We start from the raw sequence: 13,351 nt of genomic DNA, 5'->3' as shown, positions 1-13,351 counted from the left end.
CCCGTCGCCCGGGGCCGCGTCGGGCTACGCCGCCGGCGCCTGGGACGCGAGGTGGGTGATCCGGATGTCCTCCGGGGTGCCCGCGGCGAGCGCGGCCTCCACGGCGGCGCCGGCGTCGTCGACGTGGACGTGGACCTTCCACAGCCCCTGCCCGCCCACGACCACCAGCGAGTCGCCGAGGCCCGCGAGTCGCGCCCGCAGCTCGGCGACGGCGGCGTCGTCGGCCCGCAGCAGGTAGACCACCTCGTACGCCGGGCCGGCGGGTCCGGCGGCGGGTCCGGCGGCGGGTCCGACGGCGGGTCCGACGGCGGGGTCGGCGGCGTCGGGGGCGCGGGGGTCGGGCGCGGGAGTCGGGCGCGGTCGGCCGGGCACCGGGATCCGGTGGTGCGGCAGCGGCTCCGGCTGCGAGACCGGCCGGCGGCCGGTCAGGACGCGCTCGGCGGCCTCGAGCACGACGACGAGGCCCCGACCGCCGGCGTCGACGACCCCGGCGGCGGCCAGCACCGGGAGCTGCTCGGGGGTCCGCTGCAGCGCCGCCCGGGCCGCGGCCGCCGCGGCCGTGATCACCCGGCGCACGTCGGCCGCGGGGTCCGGGGGGCCGGCGGTGATCGGCTCCAGGGCCTGTCGGGCCGCCCGCGACGCGGCGGCGGCGACGCTGAGGATCGTGCCCTCGACCGGGGCGGCGACGGCCTCGTAGCTGGCGCGGGTCGCCTCGTCGAGGGCGTCGGCGAGCACGGCGGCCGGGGGCCGGTCGTCGGGGGCGGCGGTGGTGGTCGCGGCGACCGCGCCGAGCATCTGGCTGAGGATGACCCCGGAGTTGCCCCGGGCGCCCAGCAGCGCCCCGCGGGCCATCGCCGCCCAGGCCCCGTCGGCGTGCCGCCCGTCGGCCGGGGAGCCGGCCGGGGTCTCGCTCGCACCGACGGCGTCGCGGGCGGCGGACACCGTGAGGTAGAGGTTCGTGCCGGTGTCGCCGTCGGGCACCGGGTAGACGTTGAGGGCGTCGATCTCCTCGCGGGCGCGGGCGAGGCCCGCCACGGCGACGTCGAGGAAGCGGACCAGCGCGTCCGCCTCGTCGGGACCGTCGGCGAGCTGCTGCACGCCCGCAGGCTAGTGGGCGGCCCGTCGGCGGGGGACGATTGGATCAGGGGGGCGTGCCTCGGCTACTCTTCTGCGGTTGCCCGACGACTCCCGGTTCCCCGGGGCCCTCGGCCGGGCAGGACCTCGAACTTCGATCCCAGGAGCTGTGCAGTGGCTGCCGTCTGTGACATCTGCGCCAAGTCGCCGGGCTTCGGTCACAACCGGCCGTGGTCCCGCAAGATCACCAAGCGTCGCTTCGACCCGAACATCCAGCGGGTCCGTGCCAAGGTCAACGGCACCCCGAAGCGCATGAACGTCTGCACCCGCTGCATCAAGGCGGGCAAGGTCACGCGCTGACGCGCTGACCTGGCCACGAGGCCCCGGAGCACCGCTCCGGGGCCTCGTGGCGTCCCGGGACCCGCTCACGCGGGCGCGCGCTGGTCCGGCGGCTCCCACCCCGGGACCTCGGCGGCCTCGGCCACGAGCGCGTCGAGCACGACCCTGACGGCGACCCGGGCCGCCCGGTCGGCCCGGGCCAGCGCCGCGATCCGCCTGACCGGGCCCACCCCGCGCACCCGCCGTACGACGAGGTGGCCGGCGGCCGGGTCCGCGGCCCGCCGGGGCAGCAGCGCCAGGCCGTGCCCGCCGCGGACCAGCGCCTCCTGCAGGCGGAGGTCGGTGAAGCGGTGGACCACCCGCGGCTCGAGCCCGGCGTCCGCGAACCAGGCCGACAGCGCCCGGTCGAACGGCCACCCCACCGGGACGCCGATCCAGGGGTCGTCCGCGACGTCGGCGACCTCGACCTCCGGCAGGGCCGCGACCCGGTGGTCGGCCGGGGCCGCGACGTCGAGCGGCTCGGTGGCGAGCTCGACGACCTCGAGACGCCGCCCCGACCGGGCCGCGGAGCGCGCCATCGCGGTCCAGGAGGCGTCGACGGACGCGCGGTGGGCCAGCACCACGTCCACGACGTCGGTGCGCCCGGCGTACTCGTCGGTCTGGCGGTCGGCCTCGCTGACCTCCAGGCGCAGGTCCGGGTGGGCGGCCAGGCGCCGCAGGACGCCGGCCAGCAGGGCCTGGCCACCGGTCGGGTAGACGCTGAGGCTGACCGTGCCCGCCACGCGGTGCCGGTAGGTGTCCCACGCCGCCTCGACCCGGGCGCGGGCGACGTCGAGCTCGTGGGCGGCGCGGACGAGGGCCTCGCCGGCCTCGGTGAGCGCGACGCCCCGACCGACGCGGGTCAGCAGCGCGGCGCCGGCCTCGCCCTCCAGGACCTTGAGCTGCTGCGAGACCGCCGTGGGCGTCAGGTGGACCGCCCGGGCGACCGCGGTGACGCTGCCGCGACGGTCCAGCTCGCACAGCAGCGAGAGGCGCCGCGGATCCAGCTCGACCATGAAGCAAACCTAGAGGGTGGGTCGACCGATACGCGATGGATCTTCATGGTCGCGGGCCACGAGGATCGGGGCATGACACCGATGCCCGCCCGCGACGTGGGCCTGGCGGCCGGGGTGGCGGTCTGCTGGGGCCTGAACTTCATCGCCATCGACGCCTCCCTCGACCACTACCCGCCGATGTTCCTCGTGGCGCTGCGCTTCGCGCTGCTGGCCGTGCCCGCGCTGCTGCTCGTGCCGCGACCGGACGTGCCGCTGCGCTGGCTGCTGGGGTACGGCGCGGGCTTCGGCGTGGCGCAGTTCGTGTTCCTCTACGCCGGCCTCGAGGCGGGGATGCCGGTCGGGCTCGCCTCGCTCGTGCTGCAGGCCTCGGCGCCGTTCACGGTGCTCCTCGCCGCCGTCCTGCTCGGCGAGCGCACCTCGCGCCGCCAGCTGGTCGGGGTCGCCGTCGCGGTGGCCGGCCTCGCGGTCATCGCCGCCTGGCGCGGGCTGACCGTCTCGCTGCTGCCGGTCGTCCTGGTGCTCCTCGGGGCGCTCGGGTGGGCCTTCGGCAACCTCGCCTCCCGGCGCGCGCAGCCGGACTCGCCCTTCGCGCTGATGATGTGGATGACCGTCGTGCCGCCCGTGCCCATGCTGGCGCTGTCGCTGCTCGTCGAGGGCCCGAGCGCGATCGGCGGGAGCCTCGCGACGGCCCTCGACGCCGACGCGCTCGGCGCCGCCCTCGGCCTGCTCTACACCGTGGTGGTCGGCACCGTCGTCGGGAGCGGCGTGTGGACCGCCCTGCTGCGGCGCCATCCGTCGAGCACCGTCGCGCCCTTCAGCATGCTCGTGCCCGTCACCGGCCTCACCGCCGCCTGGCTCGTCCTCGGCGAGGTCCCCGCGCTCGTCGAGGTCCTGGGCGGCGTCCTCGTCGTCGCCGGCGTGCTGTGGGGGTCGGGCGTGGGGCGTCGGGCCGGGCGTCGCCCCGGGCTCCGCCCCGGGCGTCTGGGCTCCGGCGGTGGTGGGGCCGGCGAGCCCGTCACCGAGGTCTCGACGCGCTGACGCCCCTTCGCGGGCTCAGGCGCGTCGCTCGCCCGACGTGACCCGGTCCACGCCCTGGCCGGCTCGGGCGTGCCGGATCAGAAGTGGGTCCAGCCGGCGGCGCCCTCGTGGGGGGTGCCGTCGACCGTCACGCCGCTGCCGGCGCCCACCGTGCCGATCGCGGTCCAGCCCTCCGGCAGGTCCACGTGCGCCGGGAAGGTCGCGGCGAGGCTGTGGTCGTCGCCGCCGGTGAGGACGAAGTCGAGCGGGTCGCCGCCCATCGCCGCGGCCACCGCGCGCAGGCCCTCGGGGACCGCCAGCGCTTCCCGTCGGACGTCGATCGCGACGCCGGAGGCCGCGGCCACGTGGCCCAGGTCCGCGAGCAGGCCGTCGGAGACGTCGACCAGCGAGGTCGCGCCGGCGTCGGCGGCCCGGGGTCCCGCGGCGTACGGCGGCTCGGGGCGGCGGTAGGCCTCGACCATCGCGCGCGGCGAGCGGAACCCACGGCTGAGCACGGCCAGGCCCGCCGCGGCCCAGCCCTGGCGCCCGGCGAGCGCGAGCACGTCGCCGGGCTCGGCGCCCGAGCGGAGCACCGGGTCGATGCGGCAGGTGCCGAGCACGGTGACCGCGACGACCAGCTCCTCGGCGCGCGTGAGGTCACCGCCGACCACCGAGGCCCCGGCGAGCGCGCACTCCTCGGCGAACCCCCGACCCAGCTCGAGCAGCCACGCCAGCGGCAGGTGGGCCGGCGCGGCGATCCCGAGCGTCAGCGAGTGCGCGCGGCCCCCCATCGCGTTGAGGTCGGAGAGGTTCTGGGCGGCGGCGCGGTGGCCCACGTCCTCGGCGGAGCACCAGTCGCGGCGGAAGTGCCGGTCCTGCACCATCAGGTCGGTCGAGACCAGGATCTGGTCGTCGTCGGACCACAGCACCGCCGCGTCGTCCCCGGGCCCCACCTCGACGTGCTCGCCTTGGGCGAAGAGGGCGGTGAGCGCCTCGATCACCTCGAACTCGCCGACGTCGGCGAGGGTCGCGTCCGCGGGCCAGGAGCGGGACGGGTCGGCGGGGGTCTCACCGGGGGGCATGGGCCCCATCACAGCAGAGCGGGCCGTTGCGGTCCCGAGCGGCGCGCACGGTAGGTTGAGCCGTGACAGCGGTCACCCGGCTCCCGCCGTGGCCCCCGGTGCGTTCAACGAGGAGCTCACATGGTCGTGCAGGCCTACGTCCTGATCCAGACCGACGTCGGCAAGGCCGCCGAGGTCGCCGCCGAGATCGCCAAGGTCAAGGGCGTCACCATGGCGGAGGACGTCACCGGGCCCTACGACGTGATCGTGCGCGCCGAGGCCCGCAACGTCGACGAGCTCGGCAAGCTGGTCGTCGCGAAGGTGCAGACCCTCGACGGCATCACCCGCACGCTGACCTGCCCCGTCGTCCACATCTGAGCGTCCCGATCGCGGTGCGCCGCGCGTCGGCCGTGGCCGGCGCCCTCCTCGTCGTGCTCCCCCTCGCGGGCTGCACGCCCACGCTCCAGGTCGACGCCCAGGACGTGGGCGGCACCGACGCCGAGCTGTGCGCGCGTCTGGTCGACGCGGTGCCCGACGAGGTGGTGCAGGCGCGGAGGCGGGACCTCGAGGTCCTCAGCGGCACCGACGCCACCGTCGCCGCGTGGGGTGACCCGCCCCTGGTGCTGACCTGCGGCGTCGGCACCCCCGCGGGCTTCTCGCGGGTCGCGTCAGCCTGCCAGGACGTCGCCGGCGTCGACTGGTTCGTGCCGGAGGAGCAGATGGAGGACCAGTCGCGCGAGGCGGTGGCGACCACGATCGGCTTCGAGCCGGCCGTGGAGCTGCGGATCCCCGCCGCCTACCGGCCCCCGGTCGAGGTGCTCGTCGAGCTCGCCCCCGCGATCCGCGCCACCCTGCGCAACCCGAACCCCTGCGTCGTCGCCGACCCGCGCGACGAGCTCGCGCCCTGACGCCCGAGGCTCGGCCGGCGCTCAGCGCAGGCCGGTGTCGCGGGTGAGGGCGAGGCGGACGAGGCGGTCGAGCAGGGCGGAGTAGTCGAGGCCGGTCGCGGCCCACATGCGCGGGAACATCGACAGGGCCGTGAAGCCGGGCATCGTCTCGACCTCGTTGACCAGCACCCGCCCGTCCGGCATCACGAAGAAGTCCACCCGGGCGAGGCCCTCGACGTCGAGCGCCTCGAAGGCGCGGACCGCGAGCACCCCGACCTCGGCGCGCAGGTCGTCGTCCACGTCGGCGGGCACGGCGAAGCTCTCCTCGAGGTACTTGGCCTCGAAGTCGTAGAACGCGTGCTCGTCGCCGACCAGGATCTCGGCCGGCACGCTGACCTCGGGCGGCGAGCCGTCGAGGCCGCCGAGCACCCCGATCTCGATCTCCCGGGCGCCCTCGGCCGCCGCCTCGACGACGATCTTGGGGTCGTGGCGCCGAGCCTCGGCGATCGCGGCGTCGAGCTGATCCGGGGTGTCGACGCGGGTGATGCCCATGCTCGAGCCGGCCCGGGCGGGCTTGACGAAGACCGGGAGGCCGAGGGCCGCGACCTGGGCGCGGCACAGCTCGGGGTCGCGGTCCCACCGGTCGCCGCGGACCGTGACCCACGGCAGGACGGGCAGCCCGGCGGCGACGAACAGCTGCTTCATGAAGTGCTTGTCGGTGCCGACCGCGCTGGCCAGCACCCCGGCGCCCACGTAGCGGACGCCCGCCATCTCGAGCAGGCCCTGGAGGGTGCCGTCCTGCCCCCACGGCCCGTGCATCACCGGGATGACGACGTCGACCTCGCCCAGGACCGGGGGGACCTCCCGGGGCTCGCTGACGACGAGGCCCCGCCCGGGCGTCAGCGCCACCTCCACGGACCCCCGGACCTCCGGCAGCTCGCCGCCGGGGCCGAGCGCCAGGCGCGCGGGGTCACCGTCCTCGAGGACCCAGCGGCCGTCGCGGCCGATCCCGACCGGGACCACGTCGTACGCCGCGGGGTCGAGGGCGGCGATGACGCTGCCGGCGGACAGGCAGGAGATGGAGTGCTCGCCCGAGCGGCCGCCGAAGACGACGGCGACGCGCGGTCGCCGGGGCGGGGAGGTCGACTCGTGCGGCGTCTCGGCGTCCATCGCGACGACCCTAGCGGCCCTCGTGGGAGGCTGATCGCATGGAGCCTGACGCCGCGCTGTCCACCCGCGCCGTGCACCTGGGACGCCCTCCCCACGAGCCGGACCGCCCCCTGAACGAGCCGATCACGATGGCGGCGACCTACGTGGCCGGGGGCGACCTCGAGTACGGCCGCTACCGCAACCCGACCTGGACCGCCTTCGAGGAGGCCCTGGGCGGCCTCGAGGGCGGCAGCTGCCTGGCCTACGCCAGCGGCCTCGCCGCGGTCGCGACCCTGCTCGACCTCGTCGGACCCGGTGAGAAGGTCGTCGCACCCCGCCACACCTACCTCGGCTCGCTCGCGCAGCTCGGCGACCTGGAGGCCCGCGGCCGACTGGTCGCGGAGCTCGTCGACGTCACCGACACCGCCGCCTTCGCAGCCGCCTGCGAGGACGCCGCGCTGGTCTGGCTGGAGACGCCCACCAACCCCGCGATGGAGGTCGCGGACGCCCCCGCGATCATCGCGGCCGCCCACGCGGCCGGTGCGCGGGTGGTCGTCGACAACACCTTCGCCACGCCCGTCCTGCAGCGTCCGCTGGAGTGGGGGGCCGACATCGTCGTGCACTCGGTCACCAAGTACGTCGCCGGCCACTCCGACCTGCTGATGGGCGCGATCGTGGTCGCGGACCCGGCCCTGTACGACGTGCTGAAGCAGCGCCGCGACTCCTACGGCGCGATCCCGGGCGCGTTCGAGGCCTGGCTGGCGCTGCGCGGCCTGCGCACCCTGCCGCTGCGCGTCGAGCGCGCGCAGGCCAACGCCGCCGAGCTGGCCCGCCGGCTCGGCGAGCGCGACGACGTGGTCGAGGTCCGCTACCCCGGCTTCGGCGGCATGCTCGCCCTCGTGCTCGACTCCGGCGGCCGCGCCGACCTCGTGCAGCACTCGACGCGCCTGTGGGTCTACGCGACCTCCCTCGGCGGGCTCGAGTCGAGCCTCGAGCGGCGGCGGCGCTGGAAGTCCGAGCCCGACACCATCCCCGACGGCCTGCTGCGCCTGTCCGTCGGCATCGAGGACGTCGACGACCTCTGGGCCGACCTCGCCCAGGCCCTCGACGCGTCACGGGGGTGACGGACGGGGCGCCGCCGCGGCGGCGCCCCGGTCAGTCGGTCTCGGCCTTCGTGTCGCGGGCGATGAAGGCGTTGACCATCTCGCTGGGCGTCAGGTCGGCGGACAGGACGGCGTCGACGGCCTCGGCGATCGGCGCGTCGATGCCGTGCCGGCGGCCCAGCGCGAGCAGCGAGGTGCAGGACTTGGCGCCCTCGGCGACCTGCCGGGTGGAGGCCACGATCTCCTCGACGCTCATCCCCTGGCCCAGCCTCTCGCCGAAGGTGCGGTTCCGCGAGAGCGGCGAGGAGCAGGTCGCGACGAGGTCACCGAGCCCGGCGAGGCCCATCAGCGTCATCGGGCTCGCGCCGAGGGCGGCGGCGAGGCGGGCGGTCTCGGCGAGACCGCGGGTGATGACCGAGGCGGTGGTGTTGTCGCCGAACCCGAGGCCGACGGCCATGCCGACGCTGAGGGCCACGACGTTCTTGTAGGCGCCGCCGACCTCGCAGCCGACCACGTCGGTGGAGGTGTAGGGGCGGAACGCCCGGGTGTGCACGATCCCCTGGAGCCGGCGCGCCACGTCCTCGTCGGCGCACGCCACGACGGAGGCGGCGGGCTCCCGGGAGGCGATCGGGCGGGCCAGGTTGGGGCCGCTGACCACCGCGATCCGCTCCGGTCCGGCGCCGACCAGCTCGGCGAGCACCTCGCTCATCCGCAGCAGGGAGCCTCGCTCGACGCCCTTCATCAGCGACACCAGCACGGCCTGCGGGGGCAGCACGCCCGCCCAGTCGGCGAGGTTCTCGCGCAGCCGCTGCGAGGGCACGGCGAGGACGACGACGTCCGCCCCCGCCGCGGCCTTCTCGGGGTCGTGGGTGGCCTCGACGGCCGCCGGCAGCTGGACGCCGGGCATGTACTCGGCGTTCTCGCGGCGCGCGTTGATCTCGTCGCAGACCTCCTCGCGCCGCGCCCAGATCGTCACGTCGTTGCCCGCGTCGGCGAGCACGACGGAGAACGCCGTGCCCCACGACCCGGCCCCGAACACCGCCACCTTCGTCACGCCGTGCCTCCCTGGTCCCGGCTCTCGCCGTCGGTGTCGTCGTCGGTGCGTCCGTCGGTGCGTCCGTCGGCGTGCCCGTCGTGGCCTCCGCCCGTCCGAGCGCCGGCGCCCCGGCCGGGGCGCCCGCCGGTGGGGCGGGGCCTCCCGTACTCGCTGAGGCCCTCGCGCCGGGGGTCGAACCGCTCGGCGGGCGGGCTCTCGCCGCGGATCTCGGCGACGAGGTCGGTGATGGCGTCCATGATGGTCTCCGTGGCCGCCGACAGCCGCGCCGCCGTCACCTGACCGCCCGCGTGGGCGGAGAGGTCGACGGGGTCCCCCACCTTGAGCGTGACGTGGGTGCGGGGCAGCAGCCGCGGCTTCCGCGCGTACGGCGGCAGCAGTCGCTGGGCGCCCCACTGGCCGATCGGGACCACCGGGCAGCCGGTGCGCAGCGCGATCCGGGCCGCGCCGGAGCGGCCCATCATCGGCCACAGGTCGGGCTGGCGGGTCAGCGTGCCCTCGGGGTAGACCACCACGCACTCCCCCGCCTCGACGGCGGCGACGGCGGAGTCGAAGGCGTCCATCGCCCCGGACCCGCGGTGCACGGGGATCTGTCCGGCGTCGCGCATCATCGCGCCGAGCACGCGGTGGCGGAACAACCCGTCCTTCGCGAGGTAGCGCGGCAGGCGGCCGTGGTCCCAGACCAGGTGGGCCGAGACGAGCGGGTCGACGTGGCTGAGGTGGTTCAGCACGATCACGCAGCCACCCGTGGCGGGGATCTTCTCGCCGTCGATCCAGGTCCGCGTCGTGAGGGCGAGCAGGGCAGGCTTGATGACCACCCCGCCGACGGTCAGCGCCCAGCCCTTCGGCTGGGTCTTCGGCCGCACCGCCAACGTCGCTCCCATCGAGACCGCCCGGGCGCAGCTGGTCCGCGCCGACGTCGCGAGAAGACTACTGGTCCCGGCTGGCAGGATGGGGCCGGTGAGCGGGGCACACGGAGGACTCGCGGCGCGGTGGCTGGCGATCCTGCCGGTCAAGCCCCCGGCGCGCGGCAAGAGCCGGCTCGACCTGGCCGACGACCTGCGGCGGGAGCTCGCCGCGGCCTTCGCGATCGACACCGCCACCGCCGCCCGGCTGGCCGGGAGGGTCGCGGTCGTGCTGGCGGTCACCGACGACGCGGCGTTCGCCACCGAGCTGTCCCGGCTGGGCTGCGAGGTCCTGCCGGACGGGGTCGGGGGCGACCTCAACGGCACGCTGCGCCAGGCCGCGGCCGAGGGCCGGCGCCGATGGCCGGACCTGCGTCCGGTCGTGCTGTGCGCCGACCTGCCGGCGCTGCGCCCGGCCGACCTCGACGCCGCGCTCGAGGAGGCGGCGGCGCGGCCCGGCCCGTCGTACGTCGCGGACGCGGAGGGCACCGGGACCACGCTGTACGCCGCGTCCCACGAGGACTTCGCGCCGCGGTTCGGCGCGGGGTCGGCGGCCGCGCACCGGGCGGCGGGCGCCGTCGCGGTGCCGGGCGACCTCCCGAGCCTGCGACGTGACGTCGACACCGGGCCGGACGTGCGGACGGCCGCGGCGCTGGGGCTCGGGGCCCACAGCGCCGCGGCCGTCGCGCGACTGCTCGACTGAGAGGACCGCCGCGGCGAGCGGTCCGGGGTGCGTCAGCCCAGGAAGTCGACGAGCGCGGAGTTGAACTCGTCCTTGTGGCTGACGTTGAAGCCGTGCGGGCCGTCCTTGACGACGTGCACCGAGGCGTTGGCCAGCGCGGCGACGGACCGCTCGCCGGAGGCCTCGAAGGGCACGACGGCGTCGGAGTCGCCGTGGAGCACGAGCACCGGGACGGTGATCTTCGGCAGGTCGCCGCGGAAGTCGGTGCGTCCGAAGGCGTTGACGCACAGCAGCACGGCCTCGTCGCGGGCCGGCTTCGCCAGCTCCAGGGCCTCCTGACGCTGCTCCTCGGTCACCTTCAGCTCGTCGCCCGCGGTGAAGAAGTTGGTCACGAAGCCGTCGAGGAAGCCCTCGCGGTCGGTCGTGATGGACTGCTCGAAGTCACGGATGCCCTCCTCGGGCAGCGCGCCGTCGGGGTTCTCGTCGTTCTTCAGCAGGTACGGCGGGACCGCCCCGGCCAGCACGGCCGAGCGGACCCGACCCTCGCCGTAGGTCGAGAGGTACCGCACGACCTCGCCGCCACCCATCGAGAAGCCGACGAGCGTCGCGTCGTCGACGTCCAGGCCGGTCAGGAGCCCGTCGAGGTCGGCGGCGAACGTGTCGTAGTCGTAGCCGGTCTCGGGCTTGTCGGAGGCACCGAAGCCGCGGCGGTCGTAGCTGATGACGCGGTAGCCGGCCGAGGTCAGGGCGGGGATCTGCTCCGACCAGGAGGCGCCGCTCAGCGGCCATCCGTGGATCAGGACGACGGGACGGCCCTCGCCGCCGGTGTCCTCGTAGCTGAGGGTGAGGCCGTTGCTCTCGATCTGGGGCATGGGATCCGCCTTTCGGGTCGACGTTGTCTTGTGTGCAAGACGTCTACCCGAACCGTCGTTCCCTCCGCGCCCTTCCCGCCGTCTCGGATACCGAGACCGCGTTCTCGCGCCGCGGTCAGGCCGAGACGGGCTTCCAGGACGGGCGGCGCGTCTCGTACTCGGCGATGTCGTCGGCGTGCCCGAGCGTGATCCCGATGTCGTCGAGGCCCTCCAGCAGGCGCCAGCGGGTGTAGTCGTCGATGTCGAAGGAGTCCTCGATCGCGTCGACGCCCTCCCCGGCGCGCACCGTGCGGGACTCGAGGTCGACGGTCACGACGCCGCCCGGGTTGTCCTCGAGGAAGTCCCAGAGCCGCGAGACGACCTTGTCGTCGACCTGCGCGGCCACGAGGCCGGCCTTGCCGGCGTTGCCGCGGAAGATGTCACCGAAGCGGGGCGAGATCACGGCGCGGAAGCCGTAGTTCTGCAGCGCCCACACCGCGTGCTCGCGCGAGGAGCCGGTGCCGAAGTCGGAGCCGGCGACGAGCACCGACCCCGCGGCGTACTCGTCGCGGTTGAGCACGAAGTCGGGGTTGTCGCGCCAGGCGGCGAACAGCCCGTCCTCGAAGCCCGTGCGGGTGACGCGCTTGAGGTAGTGCGCTGGGATGATCTGGTCGGTGTCGACGTTGCTGCGCCGCAGGGGCACCCCGACGCCGGTGTGGGTGGTGAACGTGTCCATGTCGTCGTCCTCTCAGGCGTCCAGCGCCGGCAGGTCGGAGGGGCTGGAGAGCGTGCCGCGCACGGCGGTGGCGGCGGCCACCGGCACCGAGACCAGGTGGGTGCGGCCGCCCTTGCCCTGGCGGCCCTCGAAGTTGCGGTTCGACGTCGAGGCGCTGCGCTCGCCGGGGGCGAGCTGGTCGGGGTTCATGCCCAGGCACATCGAGCACCCGGCCCCGCGCCACTCGGCACCGGCCTCCTTGAAGACGACGTCGAGCCCCTCGTCCTCGGCCTGCAGGCGCACCCGCGCCGAGCCCGGCACGACCAGCAGGCGGGTGTCGGCGTCGACCGTGCGGCCCTTGATCACCTCGGCGGCCAGCCGGAGGTCCTCGATGCGGCCGTTGGTGCAGGAGCCGATGAAGACGGTGTCGACCGAGATCTCCCGCATCGGGGTCCCCGCGGTGAGGGCCATGTACTCCAGCGCCTTCTCCGCCGCGGTGCGGTCGCCGGGCTCGTCGAAGGACTCCGGGTCGGGCACGGCCTCGCCGAGGGGGACGCCCTGGCCGGGGTTGGTGCCCCAGGTGACGAAGGGGGTCATGGTCGAGGCGTCGAGGACGATCTCCTCGTCGTACGACGCGTCGGCGTCGGTGCGCAGGCTGCGCCAGTGCTCGACGGCGGCGTCCCAGTCGGCGCCGGTGGGCGCCTGGGGCTTGCCCTCGATGTAGTCGAAGGTGGTCTGGTCGGGTGCGATCATCCCGGCCTTCGCGCCCCACTCGATCGACATGTTGCAGATCGTCATCCGACCCTCCATCGAGAGCTCCTCGATGGCCGGGCCGCGGTACTCGACGATGTAGCCCTGGCCGCCGCCGGTGCCGGTGTGGGTGATCAGGGTCAGAACCAGGTCCTTGGCCGTCACGCCCTCGGGCAGCGAGCCGTTGACGGTGACCGCCATCGTCTTGGGCCGGGTCTGCGTGAGGGTCTGCGTGGCGAGCACGTGCTCGACCTCGGAGGTGCCGATGCCGAACGCGAGCGCGCCGAAGGCCCCGTGCGTCGAGGTGTGGGAGTCGCCGCACACGATCGTCATCCCGGGCTGGGTGAGGCCCAGCTGCGGGCCGATGATGTGCACGATGCCCTGGTCCTTGTCGCCCAGGGCGTGCAGCTGCACGCCGAACTCCTCGGCGTTGCGGCGCAGCGTCTCGACCTGGGTGCGCGAGACCGGGTCCTTGATCGGCTGGTCCCAGTCGACGGTGGGGACGTTGTGGTCCTCGGTCGCGAGCGTCAGCTCGGGACGGCGCACGGTGCGGCCGGACAGGCGCAGTCCCTCGAAGGCCTGCGGCGAGGTCACCTCGTGCACGAGGTGCAGATCGATGTAGAGGAGGTCGGGCTCCCCCGGCGCGGTGCGCACGACGTGCTCGTCCCAGACCTTCTCGGCCAGTGTCCTGCCCATGTCTCCTCCGATG

Annotated in this window: 15 protein-coding genes; 6 read left to right on the top strand and 9 right to left on the bottom strand. The window is 75.2% G+C overall.

Features of this window, described 5'->3' with window-relative positions:
* Window positions 1-24: 24 nt before the first annotated feature.
* Entirely contained in the window at window positions 25-1,098 is a 1,074-nt protein-coding gene (locus ABD158_RS14060; protein ID WP_344008156.1) for a DAK2 domain-containing protein, read from the bottom strand.
* Between the two features lie 150 nt (window positions 1,099-1,248).
* Between ABD158_RS14060 and rpmB the strand changes: the two genes are divergently transcribed.
* Window positions 1,249-1,434, top strand: coding sequence for a 50S ribosomal protein L28 (gene rpmB / locus ABD158_RS14055; protein WP_344008155.1), 186 nt, complete (start codon window positions 1,249-1,251; stop codon window positions 1,432-1,434).
* 65 nt (window positions 1,435-1,499) lie between these two features.
* Here the strand turns inward: rpmB and ABD158_RS14050 are convergent, their stop codons facing one another.
* On the bottom strand, window positions 1,500-2,468 hold the full coding sequence (locus ABD158_RS14050) for a LysR family transcriptional regulator (RefSeq protein WP_344008154.1): 969 nt from the start codon (window positions 2,466-2,468) through the stop codon (window positions 1,500-1,502).
* A gap of 72 nt (window positions 2,469-2,540) precedes the next feature.
* On the opposite strand from ABD158_RS14050, the gene ABD158_RS14045 reads away from it, so the two are divergent.
* Complete coding sequence (locus ABD158_RS14045; RefSeq protein WP_344008153.1) at window positions 2,541-3,506, top strand: EamA family transporter; 966 nt, start codon at window positions 2,541-2,543, stop codon at window positions 3,504-3,506.
* 77 nt (window positions 3,507-3,583) lie between these two features.
* Here the strand turns inward: ABD158_RS14045 and ABD158_RS14040 are convergent, their stop codons facing one another.
* Window positions 3,584-4,567: a thiamine-phosphate kinase gene (locus tag ABD158_RS14040; RefSeq protein WP_344008152.1), complete on the bottom strand. Its 984-nt coding sequence runs from the start codon at window positions 4,565-4,567 to the stop codon at window positions 3,584-3,586.
* Window positions 4,568-4,687: 120 nt separating this feature from the next.
* Here ABD158_RS14040 and ABD158_RS14035 point away from each other — a divergent pair, with 120 nt between their 5' ends.
* A complete protein-coding gene (locus ABD158_RS14035; protein ID WP_344008151.1) occupies window positions 4,688-4,924 on the top strand; it encodes an Lrp/AsnC family transcriptional regulator in 237 nt (78 codons plus the stop codon).
* 14 nt (window positions 4,925-4,938) lie between these two features.
* Window positions 4,939-5,454 (top strand): DUF3515 family protein, encoded by a 516-nt coding sequence (locus tag ABD158_RS14030; protein ID WP_344008150.1) that lies wholly within the window; start codon window positions 4,939-4,941, stop codon window positions 5,452-5,454.
* A gap of 21 nt (window positions 5,455-5,475) precedes the next feature.
* On the opposite strand, the gene ABD158_RS14025 is transcribed toward ABD158_RS14030, so the two are convergent.
* Window positions 5,476-6,603, bottom strand: coding sequence for a D-alanine--D-alanine ligase family protein (locus ABD158_RS14025; RefSeq protein ID WP_344008149.1), 1,128 nt, complete (start codon window positions 6,601-6,603; stop codon window positions 5,476-5,478).
* Between the two features lie 38 nt (window positions 6,604-6,641).
* Between ABD158_RS14025 and ABD158_RS14020 the strand changes: the two genes are divergently transcribed.
* Window positions 6,642-7,706, top strand: coding sequence for a trans-sulfuration enzyme family protein (locus tag ABD158_RS14020; RefSeq protein ID WP_344008148.1), 1,065 nt, complete (start codon window positions 6,642-6,644; stop codon window positions 7,704-7,706).
* Between the two features lie 31 nt (window positions 7,707-7,737).
* Here the strand turns inward: ABD158_RS14020 and ABD158_RS14015 are convergent, their stop codons facing one another.
* Together ABD158_RS14015 and ABD158_RS14010 are read right to left on the bottom strand one after the other, a co-directional pair.
* Window positions 7,738-8,739 carry an NAD(P)H-dependent glycerol-3-phosphate dehydrogenase gene (locus tag ABD158_RS14015; protein ID WP_344008146.1) on the bottom strand — a complete coding sequence of 334 codons (1,002 nt, stop codon included), beginning with the start codon at window positions 8,737-8,739 and terminating at the stop codon, window positions 7,738-7,740.
* Entirely contained in the window at window positions 8,736-9,623 is an 888-nt protein-coding gene (locus ABD158_RS14010) for a lysophospholipid acyltransferase family protein (RefSeq protein WP_344008145.1), read from the bottom strand. Before ABD158_RS14010 ends, ABD158_RS14015 begins: the two co-directional genes overlap by 4 nt.
* A 76-nt stretch (window positions 9,624-9,699) precedes the next feature.
* Here ABD158_RS14010 and cofC point away from each other — a divergent pair, with 76 nt between their 5' ends.
* On the top strand, window positions 9,700-10,347 hold the full coding sequence (gene cofC / locus ABD158_RS14005) for a 2-phospho-L-lactate guanylyltransferase (protein WP_344008144.1): 648 nt from the start codon (window positions 9,700-9,702) through the stop codon (window positions 10,345-10,347).
* A 32-nt stretch (window positions 10,348-10,379) separates the two neighbouring features.
* Here the strand turns inward: cofC and ABD158_RS14000 are convergent, their stop codons facing one another.
* The 3 genes from ABD158_RS14000 to leuC form a co-directional block, all read right to left on the bottom strand.
* Complete coding sequence (locus ABD158_RS14000) at window positions 10,380-11,198, bottom strand: alpha/beta fold hydrolase (RefSeq protein ID WP_344008143.1); 819 nt, start codon at window positions 11,196-11,198, stop codon at window positions 10,380-10,382.
* A gap of 115 nt (window positions 11,199-11,313) precedes the next feature.
* On the bottom strand, window positions 11,314-11,913 hold the full coding sequence (gene leuD / locus ABD158_RS13995; protein WP_344008142.1) for a 3-isopropylmalate dehydratase small subunit: 600 nt from the start codon (window positions 11,911-11,913) through the stop codon (window positions 11,314-11,316).
* 12 nt (window positions 11,914-11,925) lie between these two features.
* Window positions 11,926-13,338, bottom strand: a complete 1,413-nt coding sequence (gene leuC / locus ABD158_RS13990) for a 3-isopropylmalate dehydratase large subunit (protein WP_344008141.1) — start codon at window positions 13,336-13,338, stop codon at window positions 11,926-11,928.
* Window positions 13,339-13,351: the final 13 nt, after the last annotated feature.

It is taken from the genome of Nocardioides lentus (assembly GCF_039529515.1).
GTDB lineage: Bacteria > Actinomycetota > Actinomycetes > Propionibacteriales > Nocardioidaceae > Nocardioides > Nocardioides lentus.
The sequence above is the reverse complement of the archived record's forward strand: the minus strand, read 5'-3'. Positions and strand labels throughout refer to the sequence as shown.

Bases quoted from the DNA above. Each gene is read 5' to 3' on its own strand.
- ABD158_RS14045 (WP_344008153.1), top strand. From the start codon at position 2,541: ATGACACCGATGCCCGCCCGCGACGTGGGCCTGGCGGCCGGGGTGGCG.
- leuD (WP_344008142.1), bottom strand. From the start codon at position 11,913: ATGGACACGTTCACCACCCACACCGGCGTCGGGGTGCCCCTGCGGCGC.
- ABD158_RS14035 (WP_344008151.1), top strand. From the start codon at position 4,688: ATGGTCGTGCAGGCCTACGTCCTGATCCAGACCGACGTCGGCAAGGCC.
- ABD158_RS14040 (WP_344008152.1), bottom strand. From the start codon at position 4,567: ATGCCCCCCGGTGAGACCCCCGCCGACCCGTCCCGCTCCTGGCCCGCG.
- leuC (WP_344008141.1), bottom strand. From the start codon at position 13,338: ATGGGCAGGACACTGGCCGAGAAGGTCTGGGACGAGCACGTCGTGCGC.
- ABD158_RS14050 (WP_344008154.1), bottom strand. From the start codon at position 2,468: ATGGTCGAGCTGGATCCGCGGCGCCTCTCGCTGCTGTGCGAGCTGGAC.
- ABD158_RS14010 (WP_344008145.1), bottom strand. From the start codon at position 9,623: ATGGGAGCGACGTTGGCGGTGCGGCCGAAGACCCAGCCGAAGGGCTGG.
- ABD158_RS14020 (WP_344008148.1), top strand. From the start codon at position 6,642: ATGGAGCCTGACGCCGCGCTGTCCACCCGCGCCGTGCACCTGGGACGC.
- ABD158_RS14025 (WP_344008149.1), bottom strand. From the start codon at position 6,603: ATGGACGCCGAGACGCCGCACGAGTCGACCTCCCCGCCCCGGCGACCG.
- ABD158_RS14000 (WP_344008143.1), bottom strand. From the start codon at position 11,198: ATGCCCCAGATCGAGAGCAACGGCCTCACCCTCAGCTACGAGGACACC.